Origin of the sequence: Inquilinus ginsengisoli (assembly GCF_031453975.1) — a bacterium.
In the GTDB taxonomy this organism is placed as follows: domain Bacteria; phylum Pseudomonadota; class Alphaproteobacteria; order DSM-16000; family Inquilinaceae; genus Inquilinus; species Inquilinus ginsengisoli_A.
This window is the reverse complement of sequence record NZ_JAVDPW010000008.1, coordinates 244,223-270,416: the sequence shown is the minus strand read 5'-3', so window position 1 is coordinate 270,416 and position 26,194 is coordinate 244,223. Positions and strand designations below refer to the sequence as shown.

At 71.0% G+C, this 26,194-nt stretch carries 22 protein-coding genes; 11 read left to right on the top strand and 11 right to left on the bottom strand.

The features are described 5' to 3' along the window. Positions 1–17 precede the first annotated feature (17 nt). Positions 18–2,072, bottom strand: coding sequence for an alpha/beta fold hydrolase (locus E9232_RS23055; RefSeq protein ID WP_309797914.1), 2,055 nt, complete (start codon positions 2,070–2,072; stop codon positions 18–20). Positions 2,073–2,143: 71 nt separating this feature from the next. After that, positions 2,144–2,551, bottom strand: a complete 408-nt coding sequence (locus E9232_RS23050; protein WP_309797911.1) for a tellurite resistance TerB family protein — start codon at positions 2,549–2,551, stop codon at positions 2,144–2,146. A gap of 171 nt (positions 2,552–2,722) precedes the next feature. On the opposite strand from E9232_RS23050, the gene E9232_RS23045 reads away from it, so the two are divergent. The 4 genes from E9232_RS23045 to E9232_RS23030 all read left to right on the top strand — a co-directional run bounded on the left by E9232_RS23045 (position 2,723) and on the right by E9232_RS23030 (position 7,519). After that, positions 2,723–3,676, top strand: coding sequence for an AEC family transporter (locus E9232_RS23045; protein WP_309797909.1), 954 nt, complete (start codon positions 2,723–2,725; stop codon positions 3,674–3,676). A 115-nt stretch (positions 3,677–3,791) separates the two neighbouring features. Next, a complete protein-coding gene (glgC, locus tag E9232_RS23040) occupies positions 3,792–5,054 on the top strand; it encodes a glucose-1-phosphate adenylyltransferase (RefSeq protein ID WP_309797904.1) in 1,263 nt (420 codons plus the stop codon). Between the two features lie 225 nt (positions 5,055–5,279). Beyond that, positions 5,280–6,749, top strand: a complete 1,470-nt coding sequence (gene glgA / locus E9232_RS23035; protein WP_309797902.1) for a glycogen synthase GlgA — start codon at positions 5,280–5,282, stop codon at positions 6,747–6,749. Then, positions 6,746–7,519, top strand: a complete 774-nt coding sequence (locus E9232_RS23030) for an alpha/beta hydrolase family protein (protein ID WP_309797899.1) — start codon at positions 6,746–6,748, stop codon at positions 7,517–7,519. Before glgA ends, E9232_RS23030 begins: the two co-directional genes overlap by 4 nt. On the opposite strand, the gene E9232_RS23025 is transcribed toward E9232_RS23030, so the two are convergent. The 4 genes from E9232_RS23025 to E9232_RS23010 form a co-directional block, all read right to left on the bottom strand. Continuing rightward, a complete protein-coding gene (locus E9232_RS23025; RefSeq protein ID WP_309797896.1) occupies positions 7,508–7,924 on the bottom strand; it encodes a type II toxin-antitoxin system VapC family toxin in 417 nt (138 codons plus the stop codon). The genes E9232_RS23030 and E9232_RS23025 overlap by 12 nt on opposite strands. Further along, complete coding sequence (locus E9232_RS23020; protein ID WP_309797894.1) at positions 7,921–8,160, bottom strand: type II toxin-antitoxin system Phd/YefM family antitoxin; 240 nt, start codon at positions 8,158–8,160, stop codon at positions 7,921–7,923. The genes E9232_RS23025 and E9232_RS23020 overlap by 4 nt, the downstream gene beginning before the upstream one ends. After that, positions 8,157–10,952: an ATP-dependent DNA helicase gene (locus tag E9232_RS23015; protein ID WP_309797892.1), complete on the bottom strand. Its 2,796-nt coding sequence runs from the start codon at positions 10,950–10,952 to the stop codon at positions 8,157–8,159. Before E9232_RS23015 ends, E9232_RS23020 begins: the two co-directional genes overlap by 4 nt. A 105-nt stretch (positions 10,953–11,057) precedes the next feature. Then, entirely contained in the window at positions 11,058–11,954 is an 897-nt protein-coding gene (locus E9232_RS23010; RefSeq protein WP_309797890.1) for a fructose bisphosphate aldolase, read from the bottom strand. A gap of 205 nt (positions 11,955–12,159) precedes the next feature. Here E9232_RS23010 and E9232_RS23005 point away from each other — a divergent pair, with 205 nt between their 5' ends. Further along, positions 12,160–13,770, top strand: coding sequence for an ABC transporter substrate-binding protein (locus E9232_RS23005; RefSeq protein WP_309797887.1), 1,611 nt, complete (start codon positions 12,160–12,162; stop codon positions 13,768–13,770). 149 nt (positions 13,771–13,919) lie between these two features. On the opposite strand, the gene E9232_RS23000 is transcribed toward E9232_RS23005, so the two are convergent. Beyond that, positions 13,920–17,336 carry a tetratricopeptide repeat protein gene (locus E9232_RS23000; protein ID WP_309797885.1) on the bottom strand — a complete coding sequence of 1,139 codons (3,417 nt, stop codon included), beginning with the start codon at positions 17,334–17,336 and terminating at the stop codon, positions 13,920–13,922. 58 nt (positions 17,337–17,394) lie between these two features. Here E9232_RS23000 and E9232_RS22995 point away from each other — a divergent pair, with 58 nt between their 5' ends. The 6 genes from E9232_RS22995 (at position 17,395) to E9232_RS22970 (ending at position 22,272) form a co-directional block, all read left to right on the top strand. Next, on the top strand, positions 17,395–17,586 hold the full coding sequence (locus tag E9232_RS22995; RefSeq protein WP_309797884.1) for a hypothetical protein: 192 nt from the start codon (positions 17,395–17,397) through the stop codon (positions 17,584–17,586). Positions 17,587–17,797: 211 nt separating this feature from the next. After that, positions 17,798–18,490 (top strand): hypothetical protein, encoded by a 693-nt coding sequence (locus E9232_RS22990; protein ID WP_309797882.1) that lies wholly within the window; start codon positions 17,798–17,800, stop codon positions 18,488–18,490. Positions 18,491–18,711: 221 nt separating this feature from the next. Then, positions 18,712–19,695 carry an ABC transporter permease gene (locus E9232_RS22985; RefSeq protein WP_309797880.1) on the top strand — a complete coding sequence of 328 codons (984 nt, stop codon included), beginning with the start codon at positions 18,712–18,714 and terminating at the stop codon, positions 19,693–19,695. Then, positions 19,695–20,525 (top strand): ABC transporter permease, encoded by an 831-nt coding sequence (locus E9232_RS22980; RefSeq protein WP_309797878.1) that lies wholly within the window; start codon positions 19,695–19,697, stop codon positions 20,523–20,525. Before E9232_RS22985 ends, E9232_RS22980 begins: the two co-directional genes overlap by 1 nt. Positions 20,526–20,539: 14 nt before the next feature. Continuing rightward, complete coding sequence (locus tag E9232_RS22975) at positions 20,540–21,331, top strand: ABC transporter ATP-binding protein (protein WP_309797876.1); 792 nt, start codon at positions 20,540–20,542, stop codon at positions 21,329–21,331. After that, positions 21,328–22,272, top strand: coding sequence for an ABC transporter ATP-binding protein (locus tag E9232_RS22970; protein ID WP_309797874.1), 945 nt, complete (start codon positions 21,328–21,330; stop codon positions 22,270–22,272). The genes E9232_RS22975 and E9232_RS22970 overlap by 4 nt, the downstream gene beginning before the upstream one ends. 4 nt (positions 22,273–22,276) lie before the next feature. Here the strand turns inward: E9232_RS22970 and E9232_RS22965 are convergent, their stop codons facing one another. The 4 genes from E9232_RS22965 to hpnI form a co-directional block, all read right to left on the bottom strand. Next, positions 22,277–22,531, bottom strand: a complete 255-nt coding sequence (locus E9232_RS22965) for a hypothetical protein (RefSeq protein ID WP_309797872.1) — start codon at positions 22,529–22,531, stop codon at positions 22,277–22,279. A 91-nt stretch (positions 22,532–22,622) separates the two neighbouring features. Next, entirely contained in the window at positions 22,623–23,477 is an 855-nt protein-coding gene (hpnK, locus tag E9232_RS22960; RefSeq protein WP_309798267.1) for a hopanoid biosynthesis-associated protein HpnK, read from the bottom strand. A gap of 5 nt (positions 23,478–23,482) precedes the next feature. After that, complete coding sequence (gene hpnJ / locus E9232_RS22955; protein WP_309797870.1) at positions 23,483–24,916, bottom strand: hopanoid biosynthesis associated radical SAM protein HpnJ; 1,434 nt, start codon at positions 24,914–24,916, stop codon at positions 23,483–23,485. Further along, complete coding sequence (gene hpnI, locus E9232_RS22950) at positions 24,913–26,070, bottom strand: bacteriohopanetetrol glucosamine biosynthesis glycosyltransferase HpnI (protein ID WP_309797868.1); 1,158 nt, start codon at positions 26,068–26,070, stop codon at positions 24,913–24,915. The genes hpnJ and hpnI overlap by 4 nt, the downstream gene beginning before the upstream one ends. Positions 26,071–26,194 lie beyond the last annotated feature (124 nt).

Below are 26,194 nucleotides of genomic sequence, written 5' to 3'. Positions count from 1 at the left end.
GAGGTAGCTCCACCCCATCAGGGTGCCAGTCGCTCCGCCGCCAGCTTCCGATCCCCGATCTGGCCGGTGATCTGGGCCATGGCGTCGGTTTCGCGGTCGTTCCAGGCCAGGGTCACCGTGCCGGTGGTGGCGCCGTCCAGGGTCAGGTCGGCGGTCACCGCGCCGGTCGCCTGGTTCCAGCGGATGGTGCCGGACACGGCCAGGTCCTCGGCCCAGCGCACATGGTCGAGGGTGAAGGCGAAGCCGGCGTCGAAGGCCTCGAAGCTGAAGCTGCCGCCGCGCAGCCCCACGCCGCTGCCGCCGCCATTGACGAAATAGCGCGCCAGCACGTCGCCGGCGGTCTCCGCCGCGGCGGAGGCCAGCCGCAGGTCGGCCTCGGTGCCGGCATTGCCGTCGGTCGCCCTGGCCGGCGCCACCTGCGCCGCCTTGATCGCGAAGGCCGGCACGGTGCGGATCGGCCGGATCCGCTGGGTGCAGGAGGTGTCGCCGGCCTCGCTGCCGCTGCGCACGAAGTTCAGCACGATCGCGGCGACGCAGCCGGTGGCGTCGCCGCCCATCGGCGGCACGAAGATCGCCTGGTCGGTGATGGCGGTGATGTGGGTCAGGTTGCGCACCGGCACATAGGTCGCGTTCGGGAACAGCCGCGCCGTCTCCAGCCCCTCGATCGGCGAGGTGGTGCTGTCGAGGTCGCCGGACAGCACCAGGGTCGGCACCGCCGGGAAATGGACCTTGGGGTCGACCGCGCTGGCGGCGGTCACGCCCTTGGGCGGCGCCGGCCAGTCTAGGCACAGGTCCCGCCGCTCCCATTTGTGCGGCGAGGTGTTGACCTCGGCGATGGTGAAGGGGGCGTAGATCGCGGCGTCGTCCGCCGTCTGCCGTTCCGTGGCGCGCAGCAGCTGGCGCTGCCGCTCGGCCCGCGACACGCCGGGCGCGTACAGCCGGGGATAGTCGCTGCACACCACCGCGACATAGAGGCCGGTGGAGAAGGCGGTGGGGTCGGTGCCGGGCGTGCTCCAGGCCGTGGCCTCGGCCAGCAGCCGGTGCAGCGGCGCCGGGTCGCGGGCGTCGAGATAGGCCCGCGCCGCGGCGTCCAGCTCGCGGTAGAAGGTCGGGCTGCCGCCGGCGCCGTTCATCGCCATGAACAGACGCGGGGCGTCGACCGTGATGGTCAGGACGGTGCCGTCGCCGTCCTTCGCCTCGGCCTTGCCCGGCTTGTCGCGCAGGGCCGCCACCAGCCTTTCGATGCGGTCGAGCGAGCGGCCGCCGAGGTCGCGGCAGCTCGGCGAGCGCTGGCACACCAGCTCGAAGCCGTCGCGGGCGGTGTCCCATTCGGTCTCGTACCAGGGCGACAGGCCGACGGTCGGATAGGCGCTGTCCAGCACGATGGTGCGCAGCCGGTCCGGATGGCGCTGGGCGAAGACCTGGCCGAACCAGGTGCCGTAGCTGTCGCCGTAATAGTCGACCTTCTCGACCCGCAGCGCGTCCAGCACCGCGGCGACGTCGTCGGCCGCCAGGGCGGTACCGTACATCCAGGCGGCGGGGCCCAGCTGCTTGCCGCAGGCGGCCACCGCCGCGGGCACGAACTCCGCCGCCTGCTGCAGCGCCCCGCAGTGGATTGGGTCGGACAGGCCGGTGCCGCGCTTGTCGACGATCAGCACGTCGCGCCGGTCGCGCAGCCCGTCGAACAGGCGCAGATAGCCCTCGCGCGTGCCGGTCGAGGAATAGCCGGGCCCGCCCTCCTGGGTCAGGATCAGGCCCTCGGCCGGCTGGGCGGCGTCGCGGTGCGGATAGAACTCGAAGCCGATGGTCAGGCTGCCCGGCAGCTTGCCGGCAGGGTCGAGCGGGCGGGCGATCTGGCCGCAGAAACCGCCAAAATCGGGCTGGCAGGCGGTCAGGGTCAGCCCCCCCACCGTGATGGTCGCGGCCGGAGCCTCAGGGGCCGGGGTCTCGGGTGCGGCGGGCGCCGCGGTCTGCGCCCCGGCCGGCCCGGCGATGGCGGCCAGCAGGATCGCGGCGGGCCAGATCCCGGCGCGGCCGGCCCGAACTCCGCCGACCCGGGAACGAACGACCATGGTCCCGAACATGCGTCCCCCTGTGCTGTCTGGGCTCGGTCGGCTGGCGCCGCCGCGCGCTGTCGTCGTGGTTACAAGGTGCGGTGCCGGGCGCCGGAGCTGCGCTCGATCGCCGACGCCACCAGCCGGTCGACCCCGAAGCGGTCGCGCATCAGCTCCAGCAGCCGCAGCTCCGGCTGGCTGGCGCTGCCGTCGGCCGCTACCACGTCGCAGGCGATGGCGTAGGCGGTCTCGTGCAGGTGCTCCGGCAGGACCTCGGAGATGATGTCGAGGGCGCGGTCGATGCCGTCATCCTCCTGCAGCAGGTCGATGCAGTCGCGGGTCAGGTCCGGCATACGGGCGACGTCGAAATCCCGGAACACCGGCAGGAAGCGGACCATCTCCGACAGGGTCTCGAGCTCCGCGTCGGTCATGTTCGTGTCGGCCACGGAGGCGAGCACCATGGTGTAGATCAGGGCGCCGTGGGCGTCGGTCGTCATGGCAGTCTCCGGGAAGCGCGGCGAGTCGAGGGCAAGGACGCGTCCCGGATATGCCGTGGATCACCGTGGAACGTCAAGGCGACCCGCCCCGGGCCCGCCTTCGGATCGCCTTCAGAGGGCGCGACGACAACCGCGCTTCCCCGTCCGGGGCGGGCATGGCATGACGGGGCCATGCAGGCGGTCATCGATGTCGCGTTGCCGGTCTTCGGCATCATCTTCCTCGGCTTCTTCGTCGGGCGCATCCGGCTGCTCGGCCGCAGCCAGTCCGCGGCGCTGAACGCCTTCGTCTACTGGATCGCGCTGCCGGCGCTGCTGTTCCTGGCCATGGCGCGGACGCCGGTGCAGCACATCCTGAACCTCAACTTCATCGGCGCCTTCCTCGGCGGCGTCCTGGCGGTGTGGCTGATCGGCTCGGTGCTCGGCGCGCTGCTGCATCGCGCCGATGCCGGCGAGGCCACGATGCAGGGCATGAATGCCGGCTTCTCCAACACCGGCTACATGGGCATCCCGCTGTTCGTCGCCGCCTTCGGCCCGACCCGCGGCCTGCCGCCGGCCTCGCTGGCCACCGTGATCATGAGCGTGGTCTGCGTCGGCATCGCCGTGGTCTCGCTCGAACTCACCGGCAGCAGCGGCCGCGGCATTTTGCGCGCGCTGCGCGACGTGCTGGTGGCGCTGTTGAAGAACCCGCTGGTGGTGGCGCCGGTGCTCGGCGTCGGCTGGTCCTGGGCCGGGCTGTCGGTGCCGGCCCCGGCGGTCACCATGCTGTCCCTGCTGGGCGGCGCCGCCAGCCCCTGCGCGCTGTTCGCCATCGGCCTGTTCATGGCCGGGCAGGCGCTGCGCACCGGGCTGGGCGAGGTCGGCTGGATCACCGTGCTCAAGCTGTTGTGGCAGCCGCTGATCACCTGGGGCCTGGCCGTGACCGTGTTCCCGATGGACCCGTTCTGGACCGCCAGCGCCGTGATCCTCGCCGCCCTGCCGACCGGGGCGCTGACCTTCGTCGTCGCCCAGCGCTACGGCGTCTATGTCGAGCGCACCTCGGCGGTGATCCTGGTCAACACCGTGGTCTCGGTGCTGACCCTGTCGCTGCTGCTGGCGATCTATGCGCCCCAGTTTCCACCCGGCTGACGGCACTCCCCGAAACTTGCACGATAATTAGCGAAGTTTGACGCGACGGGACGGTGCGGGATCGCAAATCCTGATGTTACTCTCCGGGAAATAGCGTGGAACCGGGAGGTCCCAGATGCGCGACGAAGGTCCGATCCGCCAGCTTCCGAAGCGCACCATCGCCCTGGTCCTGGCCGGGGGGCGGGGCAGCCGGCTCAAACAGCTGACCGACCGCAGGGCCAAGCCCGCGGTCTATTTCGGCGGCAAGTTCCGGATCATCGACTTCGCCCTGTCGAACTGCATCAATTCCGGCATCCGCCGCATCTATGTGCTGACCCAGTACAAGTCGCACAGCCTGCTGCGCCACCTGCAGCGCGGCTGGGGCTATCTGCGGGCCGAGATGCATGAGTTCGTCGACCTGCTGCCGGCGCAGCAGCGGGTGGACGAGGCGATGTGGTACCGCGGCACCGCCGATGCGGTCTGGCAGAACCTCGACATCTTCGAGGCCGAGGGGCCGGACCATGTGCTGATCCTCGCCGGCGACCATGTCTACAAGATGGACTACGCCGCGATGATCGAAGACCACGTCCGCACCGGCGCGGATGTGACGGTCGGCTGCGTCGAGGTCCCGCGCATGGAGGCGACGGCCTTCGGCGTGATGCATGTCAACGACCAGTGGCGCGTCACCAGCTTCCTGGAGAAGCCGGCCGATCCGCCGGCGATGCCGGGCCGGCCGGACATCGCCCTGGCCAGCATGGGCATCTATGTCTTCAGCATGCGCTTCCTGGCCGAGCAGCTGCGCCGCGACGCCGCCGACCCGACCTCGGAGCACGACTTCGGCAAGAACATCGTGCCCTTCCTGGTCGATTCGGCCCATGTCCGGGCGCACCGCTTCTCGGAAAGCGCGATCCCGAACCCCAGCTACGCCGAACCCTACTGGCGCGACGTCGGCACCATCGACGCCTACTGGGCCGCCAACATGGACCTGACCACGGTGACCCCGGCGCTGGACCTCTACGACCGCGACTGGCCGATCCACACCTATCAGGAGCAGTTGCCGCCAGCGAAGTTCGTGTTCGAGGACGGGGCCCGGGTCGGCAAGGCGGTGAACAGCACCGTCTCCGGCGGCTGCGTCGTCTCCGGCTCGACCGTCCGCCAGTCGGTGCTGTTCTCGAAGGTGCGGGTCAACTCCTTCGCCAAGCTGCATGAGGCGGTGGTGCTGCCGGAATGCGACATCGGCCGCCACGCCCGGCTGACCCGGGTGGTGATCGACCACGGCGTCCGCATCCCGGAAGGGCTGGTGGTGGGCGAGGACCCCGAGGCCGATGCCCGCCGCTTCCACCGCAGCGAGACCGGCGTCGTCCTGATCACCCAGCCGATGATCGACGCGCTGGAGTGAGGGGGCGGAGCCTGAACCGCTCCTGTGGCGGACGGCAGGGCTCTTTCGGAATCGCCAAAGTCGTCATTGCGAGCGCAGCGAAGCAATTCATCGTGCCGTTTGCACCGGCCCCATGGATTGCTTCGTCGGCTTCGCCTCCTCGCAATGACGATCGGGGCCGGATATCCTGCGGAGGCCCCGCCTCCGCGGGGATGACACTCCTTCCTGAAGCGAGAGCCTGACCCCATGAAGGTCCTGCACGCGGTGTCGGAGATCTATCCGCTGGTGAAGACCGGCGGCCTCGCCGACGTGGCCGCGGCGCTGCCGCCGGCGCTGGCGGTGGCCGGGGTCGCGGCGCGGCCGCTGGTGCCGGCCTATCCGGCGATGCTGGACGCGGCGCAGGGCGCCGAGACGGTGCTGCAGGATGCCGACCTGTTCGGCGGCGGGCCGGCGCGGCTGCTGCTGGCCCGGGTCGACGGCATCGCCGTGCCGACCTACCTGCTCGACTGCCCCGGCCTGTTCGCCCGGCCGGGCAACCCCTATCTCGGCCCCGACCGGCTGGACTGGCCGGACAACCACCGCCGCTTCGCCGCGCTGGGCTGGGCGGCCGCCCGGCTCGGCCTCGGCGCCGACCCGCGCTGGCGGCCCGACATCGTGCACGGCCATGATTGGCAGGCCGGACTCGCCCCGGCCTATCTTTCGTTCTGGGCCGGCGCCGCCCAGTCGGACATCCGGCGGCCGCGCACCGTCACCACCATCCACAACATCGGCTTTCCCGGCTGGTTTCCGGCGACGGCGGCGGCGGAGCTCGGCCTGCCGCCGGAGAGCCTGTCGATCCAGGGGCTGGAGTATTTCGGCGGCGTCGGTTTCCTCAAGGCCGGCCTCTACTACGCCGACCGCATCACCACGGTCAGCCGCACCTATGCGCGCGAGATCCAGACGGCGGAATACGGCTATGCCCTGGCGGGCTTGCTCGCCAGCCGCGCCGCGGATCTGGTCGGCATCGTCAACGGTGCCGACTACGCCATCTGGGACCCGCGCCGCGACCCGCACCTGCCGCAGCCCTACGGGCCGGACGACCTCGACGGCAAGGCCGCGTCGAAGGCGGCGCTGCTGGCCGAATTCGGCCTGCCTGCGGATGACGGCGCGCCGCTGTTCGCCATGGTCAGCCGGCTGACCGGGCAGAAGGGCTGCGACCTGCTGCTCGACGCCCTGCCGGCGCTGGTCGCGGCCGGCGGGCGGCTGGTGCTGCTAGGCTCCGGCGACGCCGAGCTCGAAGCCGGGTTCCAGGCCGCCGCCGCGGCGCATCCCGGCCACGTCGCCGTCCGCATCGGCTATGACGAGGCGCTGTCGCACCTGCTGCAGGCCGGGGCCGACGTGCTGCTGGTGCCGTCGCGCACCGAACCCTGCGGCCTGACCCAGATCTACGCCCTGCGCTACGGCACGCTGCCGCTGGTGCGCCGCACCGGCGGGCTGGCCGACACCGTGGTCAACGCCACCCACGACGCCATCCTGGAGGACCGCGCCACCGGCTTCAGCTTCGACGACCCGACCGCGTCGGCCTTGGCCGGCACGCTCAGCTGGGTCTGCGGCCTGTGGCGCGACCAGGGGCTGTGGCGCCAGTTGCAGCGCCGCGCCATGGCCCAGGATTTCAGCTGGGAGCGCGCGGCAGTCGACTATGTCGCGCTGTACCGCGAACTGCTGGCCACGGCATGAGCGAGGAGACCGGAACCATCGCGGCGGCCGACGGCACACCGGTCGCCTGGCGCCGCCGCGCGGGTGCGGGGGACGGCCGGCCTGGGCTGGTGTTCTGCGGCGGCTTCCGCTCGGCCATGGCGGGCGAGAAGGCGACCTTCCTCGACGGCCTTGCGGCCGACCGCGGCCTGGCCTTCCTGCGCTTCGACTACCGCGGCCACGGCATCTCCGGCGGCGTGTTCCCGGACCTGGTGCTGGGCGACTGGATCGCGGACGCGCTGGCGGCGGTCGACACGCTGACGGCGGGGCCGCAGATCCTGGTCGGGTCGTCGATGGGCGCCTGGGTGGCGACCTGCGCGGCGGTCGCCCGGCCGGACCGCATCGCGGGGCTGGTCGGCATCGCCGCGGCGCCCGACTTCACCGAGGACCTGATGCTGCCGGCGCTGGGCGAGATGGGGCTGGCGCGGATGCGCCGCGACGGCTTCATCGACCGGCCCTCGGCCTATGGCGACGGCCCCTACCGCATCACCTGGCGGCTGATCCAGGAGGCGCGGTCCCACCTGCTGCTGCGCGGCCCGGTGCCCTTCGCCGGCCCGGCGCGGCTGCTGCACGGCCTGGCCGACCCCGACGTGCCCTGGCGCCAGAGCCTGCGCCTGACCGAGGCGCTGGCCGGCGCCGATGTGCGCCTGACCCTGGTCAAGGACGGCGACCACCGCCTGTCCCGGCCGCAGGATTTGGCGCTGCTGGGGCAGGCGGTGACGGAGTTGGTCGAAGCCGTGTCAGGGCGATAGGGAAAACGGATCGACGACCGCAACGCCAAAACGGCTGAAATCCCGGATGTTCCCCGTGGCGACGGTCAGGCCGCGGACCGCAGCGGTCGCGGCGATGATTGCATCGACATCCAGCCCCGGCGTCGCCGCCGTCATCCGGCCCCAGCGCTGCGCGATCTCCTGGTCCATCGGGATGATCCGATCCTGGAAGTGCGTGACCGTCCGCTCAAGCCAAGAAGCCAGACGCTGCGCCCGTTCCGGCTCGCGCGCTTCGAGTCGGGCAACCCCGCGTTCGATCTTGCCGATGGTGATGACGCTGATCCACAGCGATTCTGGAGTTTGAGAGGCCAGCCAGGCGGTCAGATTGGCGTCAGGCCTGCTCCGCGATTGTTCGGACAGGATGTTGGTGTCGAGCAGGTGGCTCACAGATCGACGTCGCGCGACGGGGGATTCACGCGCTCGAACTCGATGTCGACCTTGGGCATGGCCAGCAGGTGGTCGACGAAGCTGGGGCCCGGCTTGCGCAGCTTCTGGTATTCCGCCTCGGCGATCACGACCACGGCGGGCCTGCCGCGCCGGGTAACATGCTGCGGGCCTTCCGTCAGGGCCTTCTCCACCACCTCGCTGAAGCGGTTCTTTGCGTCCTGCAGCTGCCAGCTCATCGATCGCTCCTGTCTAGACTGTCTAGATGGGAAATCGCGGCCACTGGTGCAACCGACAAGAACTCCCGGGTGATCGCCACCGCCTCGGCCAGGCCGATGCGCTGGACCTCGACCCCGGGCGGGAAGGCACTGCACAGGCGGGTCGGCATCATCGGGTCCAAGAGCACGAAGACGCCGCGGTCGTCGGCCCGGCGCACCAGCCGGCCGAAGGCCTGCTTCAGCCGGAACCGGGTCTGCATGTCGCTCCAGCGCTGCTTGCCGAAATGCACGCCGCGGGCACGGGACAGGATGTCCGGGCGCGGCCAGGGCACCCGGTCGAACACCATCAGCCGCAGGGCGCGGCCCGGCACGTCGACGCCGTCGCGCACCGCATCGGTGCCCAGCAGGCAGGCGTCGGTCTCGCCGCGGAAGATGTCGACCAGGGTGCCGACATCCATGCCGTCGAGGTGCTGGGCGTAGAGCGGCAGGCCGGCCGCCTGCAGCGCCGGGGCCAAGGCGTGGTGCACCGCGCGCAGCCGGGTGACGGCGGTGAACAGCCCCAGTGCGCCGCCGCCCGCCGCCAGGAACAGCTCGCGATAGGCGGCGCCCACCTGCTCCAGATCGTCCTTGCGGACGTCGCGCACGATCAGCACCCGGGTCAAAGCGGGGTAGTCGAAGGGCGAGGGCACCTGGGCGCGGATCGCCGGCCGGGCGAGGTGGCCGGCGCCGGTGCGGTCCTCCGCCGCGCGCCAGTCGTCCGGCTGGTCGCCGACGCCGTCGGTCAGGGTCGCCGAGGTGACGACCACGCCATGCGCCTGCCGCACCAGCGCATCGACGAAGGGCCGGGTGGGGTCGACATGGTGGCGGTAGAAGCCGAAATCGACCTCGCGGCCCTCGATCCGCTCGATCCCGAACCAGTCGACCAGCCAGGGCGGCGTCGGCTCGCTCAGGGATGTCAGCATGCCGCGCCAGCCGCCGATCTCCATCTTCGCCCGGCGCTCCAGCGACCGGGCGGAGGCGTCCAGACGCTGGCGCTGGTTGGGGTCGAGCGACCCGGCCTCGTCGTCCAGCCGGTCGCGGAAGGCCTTCGCCAGCGCCTGCAGCGGCGCCTGCAGCTCGGCCAAGGCGACGTCCAGCGCCAGGGCGGCTTCGACCAGCCCCTCGACCGGGTCGGCGGTGTCGCATTCCAGGCTGTAGGGCCCGTCGGCGCCCTGGGTGCGGGCATAGACCTGGGCGCGGGCCAGGGCCAGGAACTGCTCGGCCGGGCCGCGCGGCGATTCGTCGTGGATGCGCCGGCCCCAGCCCGGGCCGGGCAGGGCGCGGGCGGCGCGCTCGATGTCGTCCAGCGTGACCAGCGACTCTTCGCCCGGCAGCAAATCCTCGACCCGGCGGCGCAGGCCGCGGCCGCGGCTGGCGCGGCGCCCGCCCTCCTCATGCCCCACCAGCCAGCGCCGCAGGTCGGTGGCCTCCAGCCCGGTGAGGTGGCCGGCGAAGGCCGAATCGGCGGCCTCGAACAGGTGGTGGCCCTCGTCGAAGACATAGCGGCTGGGCGCGTCGCGGTCGTCGGCGCCGCCCAGCGCCGCCTGGATCATCACCAGCGCGTGGTTGGCGATCACGATCTGCGCCTTGCGCGCCCGGCGGATGCCGCGCTCGATGAAGCAGCGGGTGTAGTGGGCGCAGCCGGAATGGATGCATTCGCCGCGGCGGTCGGCCAGGCCCAGGCTGTTGGGCCGGCCGATGATGTCGGCCAGCCAGCCCGGGAAGTCGCCGCCGGTCAGGTCGCCGTCGCGGGTCGCCGCCGCCCAGCGCGCCATCAGCCCCAGCGGCACCGCGTCGCGCGGGTTCAGCGCCAGGCCGCGCACCGCGTCCTCGTAGTTCAGCAGGCACAGGTAGTTCTCGCGCCCCTTGCGCAGCACCACCTGGCGGGCCTTGAGGATGGGGTCCGGGAACAGCCGGTCCATCTCGCCGTCGATCTGGTGCTGCAGGTTGCGGGTGTAGGTCGAGACCCAGACCGGGGCGCCGTTCTTCTGGGCCCAGACCGTGGCGGGGGCGAGGTAGCCCAGCGTCTTGCCGGTGCCGGTGCCGGCCTGGGCCAGCACCACGGTGGGATCGTCCGGCGCCGGGCGCGGGGCGAAGGCGGCGCTGACCGCGCTGGCATAGTCGCCCTGCTGCGGCCGCGCCTCGGCGCCCTCGCCCAGCATCTGCGCCAGCCGGGCGCGGGCCTCGCGCGGGTCGACCCCATGCTGCGACGGCGGCGGGTTCGGCGGCTCGGCCTCCCATTCCGGCAGATGGGCCCAGACCTGGTAGGCGCCGCGCTTGCGGTGGTCGTCGACCGCCACGCGCATCCCCAGCGCGGCCAGGACATAGGGCGCCCAGCTCCAGCCGGCCTCGCCCATCCGGGTCGCCAGACCGGCCGGGTCGCTGCGTTCGTCAGGGGCCGGCACGCCGAGGCCGCGCAGCAGCGTCTCGGCGATGCGGGGCAGGGCGATGGCCTGGTCCTCCAGCGTCGTCGGCACCGCCAGGCCCAGCGCCTCGGCCAGGCCGCGCGGCGTCGGGCGGCAGAAGCGGCCGGGCCGGGCGAAGGCGAACAGCTCCAAGAGGTCGAAGGCGCCCAGCACGTCCAGGCCGCAGCGCCGGCCGATGGCGCGGGCGTGGCACAGCAGCAGCGGCGGCCCGTCGACACGGCGGCGCAGCTCCGGCGGGGTCAGCACCGCCAGCTCGCCATCGGCGGTCAGCAGCACGCCGCCCTCGGGCGCCAGCACCAGCGGCTCGGCATCCGGCAGCAGAAGGGACAAGGCGGGGGGCGCGATCATGCGCGCACTATAGGGACCCGCGGCGCCGGAACCAGCCCCTGCGATGCCCGATGGTCACGAATTGTTCCCGGAGGCTGCGGGGCGGCCCGGCGCCGCCCCGGCCTCTCACAGCTTCACGGTCGAGGCCTGGAAGATCTCGTCGATCGCGGTGGTCAGCGCGGCGTTGAATTCGGCCTCGGTCATCGACAGGCGCAGGTCGCCGATCAGGGCGCGGGAGAAGCTGGCGATCATGCCGTGGTTGGCGGCCAGCCGGCGGCAGGCATCGGCGCGGGTGTAGCCGCCCGACAGGGCGACCACCCGCAGCACCCGGTCATGGGTGATCAGCGGCGCATAGAAATCCGGCTCCTCCGGGATGGTCAGCTTCAGCATCACCTGGCGGCCCGCCGGCAGCGCGTCGAGCTGCTTCAGGATCTCCGCCCGCAGGATGGTCTCGGCACCCTGCTTGTCCGGGCTCTTGATCAGCACCTCGGGCTCGAGGATCGGCATCAGCCCGTGGGCGGCGATCTGCGCCCCCAGCTCGAACTGCTGCGCCACCAGGGCGGCGATGCCGGCCGGCGACGGCAGGTTGGCGACCGACCGCGCCTTGGTGCCGTAGACGCCGAGCTTCTTCGCGCGGTCCAAGAGCGCGTCGAGCCCCGGGATCGGCTTCAGCAGGCTGACGCCGTCGGCCTCGGGCTGCAGCCCCTTGTCGACCTTGAGGAACGGCACCACGCCGCGGTCCTGCCACAGGAAGTCCGGCACCGCCTTGCCCCCGGCCTGGCCGTCCATGGTGGCCTCGAACAGGATGGCGGCGATCACCTTGTCGCCGGTGAAGGCCGGCGCGGTCATGATCCGCACCCGCATCTCGTGCATCAGCCGGAACATCTCGGCGTCGCCGCTATAGGCGCTGTCGGGGATGCCGTAGAGGCGCAGGGCGCCCGGGGTGGACCCGCCGCTCTGGTCCAGCGCGGCGATGAAGCCGGCCTTCCCGTGGATCTGCGCCGCCATCTCGTCATGGGCCATGATCGTCATCCCTGCTGCACCCGGGCCCCGGGCGGGAAGCGCGCGCCGCCTCGACCGCCGGCCCTCCGCACCGAGTATTGCCACGGGGGCGGCGATCGGTGCAACGCTCGCGCGGCATCGTTCAGTCTCCACAGGGGGGGCCGGCCCCGCCTTGCCCGCCGCCGCCACTCCGATAGACTGCGGCATCCGTTGACGAGGTGCCCCCATGTCCGCCCGGTTCCCGCTGTCCCGTCGTGCCCTCCTGTCCGGCGTCAGCGCCGCCGCGGCGCTCGCGGTGCTGCGCCCGGTCCCCGGCCGGGCGGCGGACCCGGTGAAGGGCGGCACCCTGACCGTCGCGGCCGACACCGAGCCGCGCAACCTCAACCCGGCGATCGTCGCCTCCAACGGCGTGTTCTACGTCGCCAGCAAGGTGGTCGAGCCGCTGGCCGAGATGGCCTATGACGGCCAGCTGACCCCGCTGCTGGCCACCGGCTGGACCGGCAGCCCCGACGGCAGGTCGATCACCTTCACCCTGCGCGACGGCGTCACCTGGCACGACGGCAAGCCCTTCACCGCGGCCGACGTCGCCTGGTCCGCCACCGAAATCTGGGCCAAGAAGCAGAATCTCGGCCGCGTGCTGTTCAAGGACCTCGACGCGGTCGACACGCCGGACGACCGCACCGCCATCTTCCGCTTCAGGCAGCCGACCCCGCTGCAGCTGATCGAGAACGCGCTGCCGGCGGTGACCGCGGTGCTGCCCAAGCACCTGTTCGACGGCACCGATATCGACAAGAACCCGCACAACGAGCAGCTGATCGGCACCGGCCCGTTCCTGTACAAGGAGCACAAGCCGGGCGAATACTACCTGCTGGAGCGGAACCCCAGCTACTGGGGCGAGAACCAGCCCTATCTCGACCGCATCGTCTACCGCGTGCTGCCGGACCGCGGCGCCATCGCCGCGGCGCATGAGGCGGGGGAGATCCAGCTCTCCGCCTTCTCCGCCGTGCCGCTGGAGGAGCTGGAGCGGCTGAAGGCGCTGCCGGACCTGGCGGTGGTGCGCAAGGGCTATGAGGGCATCACCTACCAGCTGACGGTCGAGGTCAACCACCGCCGGAAGGAGCTGGCGGATGTGCGCGTGCGCCGCGCCATCGCCCATGCCATCGACCAGGGCTATGTCGTCGACACCATCTTCCGCGGCTTCGCGGCGGCGTCGACCGGGCCGGTGCCGAAGACCGGGGTGCCGTTCTACACCGCCGATGTCGCGACCTACGCCTTCGACCCCAGGAAGGCCGAGGCGCTGCTGGACGAGGCCGGCTATCCCCGCCAGGGCGGCGGCGCCCGCTTCGCCATCCGCCTGCTGCCGGCGCCGTGGTTCGAGCAGACCCGCCAGATGGGCGACTATCTGCGCCAGGCGCTGCAGGCGGTGGGCATCGACGCCACGCTGGTGGGCAATGACGACGCGGCGCACATCAAGGCGGTGTACACCGACCACGACTTCGACCTGGCGATCGGCTCGCCGGTCTACCGCAACGACCCGGCGATCTCGACCACCATCCTGTACCGCGGCGGGCTGCCGGCCGGCGTGCCCTTCGCCAACCAGTACGGCTATGACGACGCGGCGATGAACGCGCTGATCGACCAGGCGGCGGTGGAGCTGGACCCGGCGAAGCGGATCGCGCTGTACCAGCAGTTCCAGGCCCGCGCGGCCGACCAGCTGCCGCTGATCGTGGCGGCGGAGTTCACCTTCATCACCGTGGCCAGCCGCAAGCTGCACAACGTGGCGACCAATCCGCGATGGGCGACGTCGTCCTGGGCGGATACGTGGCTGGAGGGATAGGGGGCGAGTCGCGCCGCTGGAACCTCAACCCCCATCGTCATTGCTGCCAGCCTAGAGGGAGGGCGACCTCGATCGATCGGTGGCTCATGCCATGCATTTCGGTCTTCCCGGGTTGCGCCCGGTCCGGCGGTTGAACGGCCGCACGCCTGCTATTCGATTTCCTTCAGCCTCCTGATGCAGCTGGCCTCGCCCAGGGCGTTCCCAATCTGGCGGTAGAGCGTGAGGGCCTGCTTATAGGTGCTACGGGCCGCGTCGTGATCAGCGAGGTGAAGGGCGATGTCGCCGAGGCTCCTGATGCAGTTGGCCTCGCCCAGGACGTCCCCGATCTGGTGGTAAAGCGTGAGGGCCTGTCCATAGGCCGTGCGGGCCGCGTCGTGATCGGAGCGGTGCAGGTCAATGTCCCCAAGGCTCTTAATGCAGTTGGCCGCGCCCAGGACATCCCCGACTTGACGGTAGAGGGGTAGAGCTTGCTCATAGGCCGTTCGGGCCGCGTCGTGATTGGAGCGACGAAGGGCGATGTTGCCGAGGCCTTTTATGCAACTGGCCACGCCCAGGATGTCCCCGACCTGACGGTAGAGGGGCAGGGCCTGCTCGTAGGCCGTGCGGGCCGCGTCGTGATCGGAGCGGCGAAGGGAGATCTCGCCGAGGGCCCGGATGCAGTTGGCCTCGCCCAGGATGGACCCGACCTGCCGGTGGAGCGTGAGGGCCTGCTCATAGGCCGTGCGGGCCGCGCCGTGATCGGAGCGGCGAAGGGCGATCTCGCCGAGCCTTGCGACGCAGTTGGCCTCGCCCAAGACGTCCCCCATCTGTCGGTAGAGCGTGAGGGCCTGCTCATAGGCCGTGCGGGCCGCGTTGTGATCGGAATGGCGAAGGGCGATGTCACCGAGGCTCTGGATGCAACCGGCTTCGCCCAGGACGTGCCCGACCTCACGGTAGAGCGGCAGAGCCTGCTCATAGGCCGCGCGGGCCGTGCCGTGATCCGAGCGGGCAAGGGCGATGTTGCCGAGGCTGTGGATACAATTGGCCTCGCCCAGGACGTCCCCAATCTGGCGATAGAGCGGTAGGACCTGCTCGTAGGCCGTTCGGGCCGCGTCGTGATCGGAGCGGCGAAGGGCGATATCACCGAGGCTCTGGATGCAGTTGGCCTCGCCCAGAACGGACCCGACCTCCCGATAGAGCGGCAAGGCCTGCTCATAGGCCGTGCGGGCCGCATCATGATCGGAGCGGCGAAGGGCGATTTCACCGAGGCCCTGGATGCAGTTGGCCTCGCCCAGAACGGACCCGACCTGGCGGTAGAGCGGCAGGGCCTGCTCGTAGGCCGTGCGGGCCGCGTCGTGATCGGAGCGGCCAAGGGCGATGTCGCCGAGGCCTATGATGCAACTGGCCTCGCCCAGGACGTCCGCCATCTGTCGGTAGAGCGTGAGGGCCTGCTCATAGGCCGTGCGGGCCGCGTTGTGATCGGAGCGGCGAAGGGCGATGTCACCAAGACTCCTGATGCAGTTGGCCTCGCCCAAGACGTCCCCCATCTGTCGGTAGAGCGTGAGGGCCTGCTCATAGGCCATGCGAGCCGCGTTGTGATCGGAACGGCGAAGGGCGATGTCACCGAGGCTCTGGATGCAACTGGCTTCGCCCAGGACGTGCCCGACCTCACAGTAGAGCGGCAGGGCCTGCTCATAGGCCGTGCGGGCCGCGCCATGATCGGAACGGCGAAAGGCGATGTCGCCGAGGCTCTTGATGCAGTTGGCCTCGCCCAGGATGGACCCGACCTCCTGGTAGAGTGGCAGGGCCTGCTCGTAGGCCGCGCGGGCCGAGTCGTGATCGGAGCGGCGAAGGGCGATGTCGCCGAGATTGCTGATGCAAGTGGCCTCGCCCAGGATGGACCCGACCTCCCGGTAGAGCGTGAGAGCCTGCTCATAAGCCGTGCGGGCCGCGGCGTGATCGGAGCGGCCAAGAGCGATGTCGCCGAGGCTACTGATGCAGCCGGCCTCACCCAAGACGTCGTCGTCGATGCGGCACGATGCTGCGAGCTCGGCCAACACGGGGGTCGGCAGGGAACCGATGTAGGCCATGCGCGCGAGACCCTGGAGGGCCGTCATCGCTCGGGTGCGCTGCCCTGCTCGCAGCGCAGCCAGAAGGGCTGTCTCGATATTCACATGCTCGGGCAGCAGCCGTGCAAAGGCTCCTTCCCCGCCCTTGGTGCCGATGGCCTCGCCACTTCTGGCCAGGGCGAGATAATGCTCCCACCATGCTGTAGCATCGGGGGAGTGCGGCGCATGATGGCGCCGAGCATGCTCGCGGATCGGCGGCAACAGATCGAGCCTGCCTCCTCGTTCGACGGCAAGGCCGATGCGCCGCAGCCGGTTCTGCGCATCATCACCGTCGTCCGCGAGCAGGGCGTCCCGATCCTTACCCGCAATACCCGCGGGAAGCTGACCCAAAAGGCGGAAGAGCCGCATTGCGGAAGGGAGCATCCGGCTCGATTGCAAGGATAGCTCGATCGAATGAGGCAGCGAGGTGAGGCGACCCGCTTCGAGGTCGGGGTGCGCTGCCAGATCGGAACCGATCTTCGTCCACCGGTTCCAGAGCGATGTGAGCGACGATGTCCCGAAAGCTTGATGGGCCACGAGTTCGATGGCCAGCGGCACGCCGCCGAGTGCCTTGATGAGGCTTCCCAGGAAGGGATCGCCCGGGAACTTTTCGCCGGCGATGCGGCAGAAGAGGTCCTCCGCCGCCGTGGGGCTAAGCTCGGAGACGGGATGGACACGGCTCCAGGTTCGACCAGCGACACGATCGCGGCCTCGGAACGAGGCAAGGACGGCTAGGTTCCGCACGTCTGCAAGGTCGGCAAGAGTTGCCTCGGTGGCGCGCCGTTCCGCTGCAGGTTCCCAGGGCGTTTCAAGATTGTCGAGGATGAGAAGGCCGCCCCGAGGGCGCAGGCTGTCGAGCGCGTTCTTGAACCCCGCGGCGGGATCACCGCCGATCGCGCGCATGATGGCGTCCTGCATGGCTGCCGCAGAGACTGCGGTTTCCAGGGCGACGAACCATCGGCGCTCCTCCCCGAAGCGCCCGACCACGTCCGGGTGGGCCGCGACGGCCTGGGTGAGCGTCGTCTTGCCGATTCCCGGGCCACCCTGGACCAGGATGGCGACGGGGTCGGAAGGGGCCAGGAGGGCATCCAGGAGGCTCGCGATGTCGCTGTCGCGCCCCAAAAAATGCGGTGTCGGCCGCGGAATCGATACGACATCAATGCCCGCGTCTGGGTCATAGGCAGCCCGAAGATCGACGCGCCACTCGTCATAGGCGGCATTGTCCCCGAACAGCTCGCGCTCAATGCCGCCCAGGTCGGGAGGCTGGCTGCGACCCGTGCGCCAGTTGCGCACCGTCCGGTCGCCGCAGCCGCAGGCGTCGGAAAATTCCTTGTTCCCCCACCGTTTACCAGGGCGGCCAGCAGCTCCCTTCGGGCGTGTGCCGAAATTCAGGTGCCAGTCCAGCAGTTTAGCAAAGCCTGCCCTCTTGGGGTAAGGGGGCGGATTTCCAGGCTTTTCCGGGCCTTCCGACGACTGCATCGAGTTTTCCACGTCAACGGCATTTCTAAGGGGCCAGGTTCACCCTGGAGATGCCCCGATGCTCCCGATCATCGACACTATCGCCGCCTCCCTGCATGGCTGCAATCTGCACTTCTGCCTCTATGCCGCCTTTGGCGCCGCCACCATTGTCCGTGCCAGCGTTGCCGCAAGAGGGAAGGATCTTGACGAGAAGCGCGAACACATCGTTGCCGGCCTGACGCACATCATCATCGCCATCCTCACGCTCTGACTGACACGCGCCTGTCCCGGTCGGGGCGGGCGCGCTCCTAAGGCTCGATGCTTGCCAACGCGCGGCAAGCCAAGCCTGGGCTGCATCCCATGGGTGAGACAGTGGAGTTCGGGTGACAGGGGGCTGTTGGGGCCAGTGAGGTCGAGGTTTGGCGAGATCGGTCCCGTGATCGCAGTTGCATTACTCGTCGCTTTTGTTCATGATACGTTCCATGGACAAAGCGCCATCCGATTCCGAAGCCACCGAGATCCAGCCGGTCGATCCCGACCGGGAGTGGACGGGGTGGGCGCTGGGCACGCTGCGCGAGCTGGTCGATATCGACATGCGCACCGCCCGCCGGATCGAGGTCCAGCAGATGGCGACGCCGATCGTGCCGCCGCCGCCCGATTTCGCGCTGATGCAGGCGCGAATCGCCCGCGCCGTGCGCCTGTCCATCGCCATGACCGAGCGCATCCGCGAGGCCTACCGCGCCCGCAAGGACGAGAGGGAGAAGGCCGCGGTCGCGCTGCGCGAGCGCCGGCAGCGGCGGCGGGCGCAGGTCGCCCGCGCCGTGGTCGCGGCGGTCGGGGGTGAGGCGTCCGCCGATGCGGGCCTGCAGGCGAAGCTGCGGGAGAGCCTGACCGAGGCCGAGACGCCCGATGTCGAGCTCGACACCCTGCCGGTCGACGAGATCGTGCGGCGGATCTGCCGCCGCCTCGGCCGCTCGCCCGACCCGGCCCTGCTGCCCTGGGCGTGGGACGATGCCGACGGAGACGAAGAGGCGCCCGAGGTGCTGGACGAGCCTTCCGACGGGGACGTCGAGGCGGCCGGCGAGCCTCCGGCCGGGGACGGTCGGCCGTCGCGGCCGGATCGCCCTGCGGGCGGCCGGCCTCCGGCCCGGCCGCGGAAGCCGGACAGCAGCTGAGGGGTGGGGGCGTGGCCTCGCCCCGCACCCTTCTTCGTCATTGCGAGGAGGCGAAGCCGACGAATCCATCCATGGGCCCGCACGAGCGGCCCGATGGATTGCTTCGCTGCGCTCGCAATGACGATGGGGGGTTGGGGGCGCGGGGCCGCGCACAAGCCTGTGGCGTCGGGGACTCCGCGGGGTAAGCTGGCGGCGTCGCGGATCGCCGGGGCCATCATCGCATGAAGTCGCTCCTCGTCCGGCGCCTGGTCCAGGCGGTGCCGGTGCTGCTGATCGTCATCTGCCTGGACTTCCTCCTGCTGCACCTCGCGCCGGGGGATGCGGTCGACGCGCTGGCGGTCGAGCTGGGCGGCAGCGACGCCGGGCTGGTGGCGCAGCTGCGCGCCGATTACGGGCTCGACCAGCCCTGGCCGGTGCAGCTCGGCCTCTACCTCTCCCATGTCGTGCGGCTCGACCTCGGCTGGTCGGTCGGCTTCTCCCGCCCGGTGCTCGACCTGGTGCTGGAGCGGGCGGGCAACACCGCGCTGCTGATGGCCGCCGCCCTCGCTTTGGCGCTGTCCTGCGGCACGCTGCTCGGCGTCGCCGCGGCCCGGCAGAGCGGAAAGGGGCGCGCCGGCCGCTGGGCCGACACGCTGATCACCGGCTTCGGCCTGCTGCTCTACGCCATGCCGGGCTTCTGGATCGGGCTGATGCTGATCGTCGCCTTCGCGGTCAAGCTGCGCTGGCTGCCGCTGGCCGGCCTGGCCGAGGTGCCCGATCTCTACACCGGCTGGGCCGCGGTCGCCGACACCGCCCGCCACCTGGTGCTGCCGGCGGTGGCGCTGGCGCTGATGTATGTCGCGATCTACCTGCGCCTGATGCGCGCCGGCATGCTGGAGGTGGCCGGCAGCGACTATGTCCGCACCGCCCGGGCCAAGGGGCTGTCGCCGCGCCGCATCACCTGGCGCCATGTGGTGCGCAACGCGCTGCTGCCGATGGTCACCCTGTTCGGGGTGCATTTCGGCTCGGCGCTGGGCGGCAGCGTGGTGATCGAGAGCGTCTTCGCCATCCCCGGCCTCGGCCGGCTGGCCTTCGAGGCGGTGACCCGGCGCGACCTCACTTTGCTGCTCGGCATCATCCTGGCCAGCGCGGTGATGGTGATCCTGGTCAACCTGGCGGTGGACCTGCTGTACAGCCGGCTCGACCCGCGCCTGAGGCGCCGCTGATGCGCGTGCTCCGCCGCCTGCTGCGCGACCGCAACGGCTGGCTCGGCCTCGCCGGGGTCGGGCTGGTGGTGCTGATGGCGCTGTCCGCCGGCTGGGTGTTCCCGGGCGACCCGCTGGCCATCACCGGCCCGGCGCAGCTGCCGCCGTTCCAGGACCCCGCCCATTGGCTGGGCACCGACCGGCTGGGCCGCGACGTGCTGGCCCAGCTGTTCCACGGCGCCCGGGTCTCGCTCAGCGTCGGGGCGGCGGCGGCGGCGATGGCGATCGGCATCGGCACCCTGGTCGGCACCGTCGCCGGCTTCCTCGGCGGCTGGGCCGACGAGGCGCTGATGCGGCTGACCGAGGCGTTCCAGACCGTGCCCAGCTTCGTCCTGGCCCTGGCGCTGATCCTGGTGCTGGGGCCGTCGCTGGCCAGCGTGGTGGTCGCCATCGGGGTCGGCGCCTGGCCCGGCCCGGCCCGGGTGGTGCGGGCCGAGATCATGGCCCTGTCGCGCCGCGACTATGTCGACGCCTATCGCTGCATGGGCATGGGGTGGGGCGAGATCGCCTTCGCCAAGCTGCTGCCCAACGCGCTGGCGCCGGTGCTGGTGCTGGCGACGGTGACCGCGGCGGCGGCGATCCTGATCGAATCGGCGCTGGCCTTCCTGGGCCTCAGCGACCCCAACCGGGTCAGCTGGGGCAGCATGATCGCCGATGGCCGCGCCGTGCTGCGCACCGCCTGGACTCTCTCCGCCATCCCCGGCCTCGCCATCGCCGTCGCCGTGCTGTCGATCAGCCTGCTGGGCGAGGCGCTGACCGTGGCGCTGGACCCGAGGCGGGGCCGGCGATGAGCGGAGAGCCGGCGATGCTCGCGATCCGCGGCCTGGTGGTCGACTTCTTCGGCGAGGGCGGGGCGGTGCGCGCGGTCGACGGCGTCGATCTCGACCTCGACCCCGGCGAGACCCTGGCGGTGGTCGGCGAATCCGGCTCGGGCAAGTCGACCCTGGCGCTGGCGGTGCCCGGCCTGCTGCCGCCCTCGGCCCGGATCGCCGGCTCGATCCGGCTGGCGGGGCAGGAGCTGGTGGGACTGGCCGAGCCGGCGCTGCGCGTCCTCCGCGGCCGCCGCATCGGCCTGGTGTTCCAGGAGCCGATGACCAGCCTGAACCCGGTGCTGACCATCGGCGAGCAGGTGCGCGAGGTGCTGGAGGCGCATGGCCTCGGCCGCGGCCGGGCGGTGCGGGCCCGGGTGGTGGAACTGCTGGCCGAGGTCGGCATCGCCGATCCGGCGTCGCGCGCCGGCGCCTATGCCCATGAGCTGTCGGGCGGCATGCGGCAGCGGGCGATGATCGCCATGGCGCTGGCGGCCGACCCCGCGATCCTGATCGCCGACGAGCCGACCACGGCGCTCGATGTCACCATCCAGGCCCAGATCCTCGACCTGTTCCGCCGCCTGCGCGACCGCCGCGGCATGGCGCTGCTGCTGGTCACCCACGACCTCGGCGTGGTGGCCGAGCTGGCCGACCGGGTGGCGGTGATGCAGGCGGGAAGGGTGGTCGAGACCGGGCCGGCGCGGCGGGTGCTCGACGCGCCGCAGCACGGCTACACCAGGCAGCTGCTGGCGGCGACGCTGTCGCTGGATGGCGGGGCGGCGGCATGACCGCGCCGCTGCTGCAGCTCGATGGGGTGGTCAAGCGCTTCGGCCGGGCGCCGGATGCGGTGCAGGCGGTCGACGGCGTGTCGCTGGCGATCGCGCCGGGCGAGGTGGTCGGGCTGGTCGGCGAATCCGGCAGCGGCAAGTCGACCCTGGGCCGGCTGGTGGCGCGGCTGGCCGACCCCGACGCCGGCAGCATCCGCTTCGACGGCCAGGACGTCACCCACCGCCAGGGCCGCGCCCTCGGCCCGCTGCGGGCGCAGATCCAGCTGGTGTTCCAGGACCCCTACGCCTCGCTCAACCCGCGCGACACGGTCGGCCGCGCGGTCGACGACCCGCTGCGCGTCTCCGGCCTTCCCAGGGCCGAGCGGCGCGACCGGGTCGCCTGGCTGCTGGACCGGGTGGGGCTCGGCGGCGGCTTTGCCGACCGCTACCCGCATGAGCTGTCCGGCGGCCAGCGCCAGCGCGTCGCCATCGCCCGGGCCCTGGCGCTGCGGCCGAAGCTGGTGGTGTGCGACGAGCCGGTGTCGGCGCTCGACGTCTCGATCCGCGCCCAGGTGCTCGATCTGCTGGCCGAGCTGCGCGCCGAATTCGGCCTCGCCTACCTGTTCATCAGCCACGACCTGGCGGTGGTGCGCCACGTCGCCGACCGGGTGGCGGTGATGCATCTCGGACGCATCGTCGAGACCGGGCCGACCGCGCGGGTCTGGGCCCGGCCGGGGCATCCCTACACAAGGGCGCTGCTGTCGGCGGTGCCGCGGCTGCATCCGCGGCCGGGGGCCGAGCGCATGCTGCTGGAGGGCGACCCGCCCAGCCCGCGCCACCCGCCGTCCGGCTGCCGCTTCCGCACCCGCTGCCCGCTGGCCTTCGACCGCTGCGCCGTGGAGGACCCGCCGCCGGTCGACCTCGGCGACGGTCAGCAGGCGACATGTCTCCTGGCCGGCTGATGGATCACTTGCAGCTGCAGGCCCCGCCGACGCCGGCCTTGAGATTGGCCTCGACCCAGCGCGTGGCATCCGGCCCGAAATCGAAGCTCGGCCCGATGATGCAGATCTCGGAATCCCCACGGTCGGAGCGCATCTCCTGCGGGTCGCGCGGGTCGACCTCGATCCGGTCGTTGATGCAGTAGACATAAGTGGTCATGGCCAGCGCGCTGCCGGGCGCGAGCAAGGCCAGCAGGCTGATGACGAAACGGGTCGCACGCATTGGATGCCCCTCCCTGAGCCCGGACCGGTTCGGGATCATCGCCGGAACCCCCGCCGGGCACAGCATTGATGCCCGGGGAAGATGGTTTTCGTCAGGCGGCGGGAAGGCCGGATCGCGGCTGCGGGTCGCCATAGCCGCCCAGGCGCACGCCCGGCCGGCGGGCGGCGGCGATGCACTCCGGCGCCAGCAGCGCGGTCAGCTCGTCGGCATAGCGATAGCCCGGCGCGGCGCCGTCGAAGCCGCCGGAGGTCGCGGGGTGGGTGTAGATCTCGACCCGGCCCTCGGGCAGGCGGTGCAGCAGGCCGGCGACCCGCTCCGCGGTCATGGCGCCGGACCAGGCCAGGCCGAACACCGCATCCGGCGTGGTCAGCCCGGCGCGGCGGGCGCGGCGGCTCAGCAGCCGGGCCCAGGGGCCGGCCGACGTGGCCAGGGGGCGCCGCGATCCCGGCTCGACCGCCGCCAGCACCGATGCCGGTTCGACCGGCACGCGCAGGTTGCGCATGCCATGGCGCTTGCCGATGGCGATCACCGCCGCGGCGATGACCGGATGCAGGTGGTAGTGCTTGTGGGCGTCGACATGCGCGAGCGGCAGGCCGGTCGCGGCATAGGCGGCGAACTGGGCTTCGATCTCGGCCCGCAGCTGCCGCCGCACCGCCGGACGCAGGGCGATCTCCAGCCCCAGCCGGGCCATGTCGATGCGGAAGCGGCCGTTGCCGTCGACCAGGTCCGGCACCTGCTCCGGCGGCAGCGTCGGCCAGGCCTCGATCAGCACGAGGTGCAGGCCGACCCGCAGGTTGGGCAGCCGGCGGGCGCGGGCGACGGCGTCTGCCGCCGCCGGCCCGGCCACCATCAGGCTGGCGGCGCTGAGGATGCCGTCGCGATGGGCCAGCTCCACGGCTTCGTTGACCTCGGGCGCGATGCCGAAGTCATCGGCCGTGACCGCCAGCAGCCTCAGAGCGAGGCGGCCTTACGCTCACGCAGGAAGCGGAAGAACTCCACGCCCTCGCGCAGCCGGCGCTTCATCATCTCCGGGCTGCGCACCATCTCGCCGACGATCGAGGCGATCTTCGGCGCGCGGAAGTAGAAGCGCCGGTAGAAGTCCTCGACCGAATGGAAGATTTCCTGGTGGCTCAGATGCGGGTAGTGCAGCGGCGCGATCTGAACGCCCTTGTCGTCGACCAGCTCGGCGTTGGCGGCGTCGAGCCAGCCGTTCTCCAGCGCTTCCTTGTACAGGTGCGTGCCCGGATAGGGCGCGGCCAGCGACACCTGGATGGTGTGCGGGTTGATCTCGGTGGCGAAGCGGATCGTCTCCTGGATCGTGTCCTTGTTCTCACCCGGCAGGCCGAGGATGAAGGTGCCGTGGATCTGGATGCCGAGCTCGTGGCAATCCTTGGTGAACTTCTTGGCGACCTCGATCCGCATGCCCTTCTTGATGTTGAACAGGATCTGCTGGTTGCCGGATTCGTAGCCGACCAGCAGCAGCCTGAGGCCGTTGTCGCGCATCACCTTCAGCGTCTCGCGCGGCACATTGGCCTTGGCGTTGCACGACCAGGTGATGCCCAGCTTGCCCATCTCGCGGGCGATCGCCTCGGCCCGCGGCAGGTCGTCGGTGAAGGTGTCGTCGTCGAAGAAGAACTCGCGGACCTGCGGCATCGCCTGCTTGGCCCAGCGGATCTCGTCCATGACATGGCCGACGCTGCGGGTGCGGTAGCGGTGCCCGCCCACGGTCTGCGGCCACAGGCAGAAGGTGCAGCGCGATTTGCAGCCGCGGCCCGTGTACATCGAGACGTAGGGGTGCTTGAGGTAGCCGATGAAGTAGTCTTCGATCCTCAGGTCGCGATGGTAGACCGGGGTGACGAAGGGCAGCTTGTCCATGTTCTCGAGGATCGCCCGCTCGGGGTTGTGAACGATCACCCCCTCGGCGTTGCGATAGGACAGGCCGTCGATCCCGGACCAGTCGCGGCCGTCGGCCACTTCCTTGATGGTGAAGTCGAACTCGTTGCGCGCGACGAAGTCGACCAGCGGCGACCCCTCCAGCCCGCCATCGGGATCGACCGCGACCTTGGCGCCGACGAAGCCCGCCTTGATCGACGGGTTCACCGCCTTGAGCGCCTCGACCATCTTCAGGTCGGAGCCGAAGGAGGGGGCCGAGGTGTGCAGGACGACGAGGTCGTAATCCTTGGCCTGGGCGGCGACTTCGGCCGGGGTGATGCGCGACGGCGGGCCGTCGATCAGCTTCGATCCCTCGACCAGCGCGGCCGGCTGGGCCAGCCAGGTCGGGTACCAGAAGGACTTGATCTCGCGCTTCGCCTGGTAGCGCGACCCGGCACCGCCGTCGAAACCGTCGAAGGATGGGGCCTGCAGGAAGAGTGTTTTCATGGTCATGGGGAGGGGGGCCTCCGATCCGTCATCAATGTGCCGTCAGGGACGAGTTGGTAGAGATGCCCTCGCCAGTTCACGCCGTGGCCGAGATAGCTCACGACGAAAACCGCGAAGGACAGGATGTCGCGCGCGGGTATCAGCCAATAGGGATGGCGCGGCTGATGGTAGGCGCGTTCCAGCCGGATGCACAGTGCGATCCGGCCGATGAGGGCCAGCCCTGCAAGGACGAGGGCCGGCAGCCCGCCGCCCAGCGCCCAGGCCAGCAGGGCCAGCGGCAGGGGATGGGTGATGATCGACCCGGCATAGCCGAGGGGGTCGATGCTCTTGATCGTCCGCGCCCAGCGCAGCTCATGCGCCCATAGCGCCCGCAGCGAATCCTCGCTGCAGAGATGGCTGATCGGCTGGGCCGGGATGGCGACGGTGCGGCCGCGGGCGCGGATCGCCACGCCGATCGCGTGATCCTCCGCCAGCAGGTCGGCGAAGGCTTCCATGCCGCCGATCTCGGCCAGCATGGTCCGCTCCATCACGATGGTGGTGCCGAGGCAGGGCTCGGCCATGTTCAGGCCCAGGCCGACGATCACGCTGGGGGTGAAATGCGCGTCCATGCCCAGCGCGATCAGCTTCGACCACAGGCCGCCGGTCGGCAGGCCGTGATACAGGCAGGTGACGCAGCCGACGCCGGGGGCCTGCAACTCCGCCACCACCTGGCGCAGATGGTCGCGCCGCACCCGCACGTCGCTGTCGGAGAACACCACCACGTCGTGGCGGATCGCCTCCGACATGTTGATCAGGTTCGAGACCTTGCGGTTCGAGCCATAGCGGCGCGGGTCGACCACCAGCTCCAGCGCCACCTTGGGGAAGGCGTGGCGCAGCCGTTCGACCACGGCGATGGCCGGGTCGCGCGCATCGGCGACGCCGAGCAGCAGCTGGATCGGGCCGGGATAGTCCTGGATGCAGAAGGAGGACAGGTTCTCGAACAGGCCGGGTTCGGTGCCGTGCAGCGGCTTGATCACCGTCACCGACGGGAAGCTGCCGGGATCGGCGGCGCGGCGGCGCATGTGGCGGCCGATCATCACGATGCCGAGCCCGAGATACAGGCAGCCGGCCAGGGCCATGACCATGAGCAGAATCGCCGGCAGGGATTCGAGCGTCGTCATCGTCCGGTTCCTGCGCGTTTCCCCTGTGCCGTCCGCACCGATCCGCCGGCGCGAGGGGCCGGGCCCGACGGGCTCTCCGGTCGTCCATGCCGGGTCCGGCACAGGCTGCCCGCACCCGGAATCA

Excerpts from the sequence above, each read along its gene's own strand:
- E9232_RS22985 (WP_309797880.1), top strand. The coding sequence starts at position 18,712 with ATGAAGTCGCTCCTCGTCCGGCGCCTGGTCCAGGCGGTGCCGGTGCTG.
- E9232_RS23030 (WP_309797899.1), top strand. The coding sequence starts at position 6,746 with ATGAGCGAGGAGACCGGAACCATCGCGGCGGCCGACGGCACACCGGTC.
- glgC (WP_309797904.1), top strand. The coding sequence starts at position 3,792 with ATGCGCGACGAAGGTCCGATCCGCCAGCTTCCGAAGCGCACCATCGCC.
- hpnI (WP_309797868.1), bottom strand. The coding sequence starts at position 26,070 with ATGACGACGCTCGAATCCCTGCCGGCGATTCTGCTCATGGTCATGGCC.
- glgA (WP_309797902.1), top strand. The coding sequence starts at position 5,280 with ATGAAGGTCCTGCACGCGGTGTCGGAGATCTATCCGCTGGTGAAGACC.
- E9232_RS23005 (WP_309797887.1), top strand. The coding sequence starts at position 12,160 with ATGTCCGCCCGGTTCCCGCTGTCCCGTCGTGCCCTCCTGTCCGGCGTC.
- E9232_RS22980 (WP_309797878.1), top strand. The coding sequence starts at position 19,695 with ATGCGCGTGCTCCGCCGCCTGCTGCGCGACCGCAACGGCTGGCTCGGC.
- E9232_RS23050 (WP_309797911.1), bottom strand. The coding sequence starts at position 2,551 with ATGACGACCGACGCCCACGGCGCCCTGATCTACACCATGGTGCTCGCC.
- E9232_RS22990 (WP_309797882.1), top strand. The coding sequence starts at position 17,798 with ATGGACAAAGCGCCATCCGATTCCGAAGCCACCGAGATCCAGCCGGTC.
- E9232_RS22995 (WP_309797884.1), top strand. The coding sequence starts at position 17,395 with ATGCTCCCGATCATCGACACTATCGCCGCCTCCCTGCATGGCTGCAAT.
- E9232_RS23015 (WP_309797892.1), bottom strand. The coding sequence starts at position 10,952 with ATGATCGCGCCCCCCGCCTTGTCCCTTCTGCTGCCGGATGCCGAGCCG.
- E9232_RS22965 (WP_309797872.1), bottom strand. The coding sequence starts at position 22,531 with ATGCGTGCGACCCGTTTCGTCATCAGCCTGCTGGCCTTGCTCGCGCCC.
- hpnJ (WP_309797870.1), bottom strand. The coding sequence starts at position 24,916 with ATGACCATGAAAACACTCTTCCTGCAGGCCCCATCCTTCGACGGTTTC.
- E9232_RS23055 (WP_309797914.1), bottom strand. The coding sequence starts at position 2,072 with ATGGTCGTTCGTTCCCGGGTCGGCGGAGTTCGGGCCGGCCGCGCCGGG.
- E9232_RS22975 (WP_309797876.1), top strand. The coding sequence starts at position 20,540 with ATGCTCGCGATCCGCGGCCTGGTGGTCGACTTCTTCGGCGAGGGCGGG.
- E9232_RS23045 (WP_309797909.1), top strand. The coding sequence starts at position 2,723 with ATGCAGGCGGTCATCGATGTCGCGTTGCCGGTCTTCGGCATCATCTTC.
- E9232_RS23020 (WP_309797894.1), bottom strand. The coding sequence starts at position 8,160 with ATGAGCTGGCAGCTGCAGGACGCAAAGAACCGCTTCAGCGAGGTGGTG.
- E9232_RS22970 (WP_309797874.1), top strand. The coding sequence starts at position 21,328 with ATGACCGCGCCGCTGCTGCAGCTCGATGGGGTGGTCAAGCGCTTCGGC.
- E9232_RS23000 (WP_309797885.1), bottom strand. The coding sequence starts at position 17,336 with ATGCAGTCGTCGGAAGGCCCGGAAAAGCCTGGAAATCCGCCCCCTTAC.
- E9232_RS23010 (WP_309797890.1), bottom strand. The coding sequence starts at position 11,954 with ATGGCCCATGACGAGATGGCGGCGCAGATCCACGGGAAGGCCGGCTTC.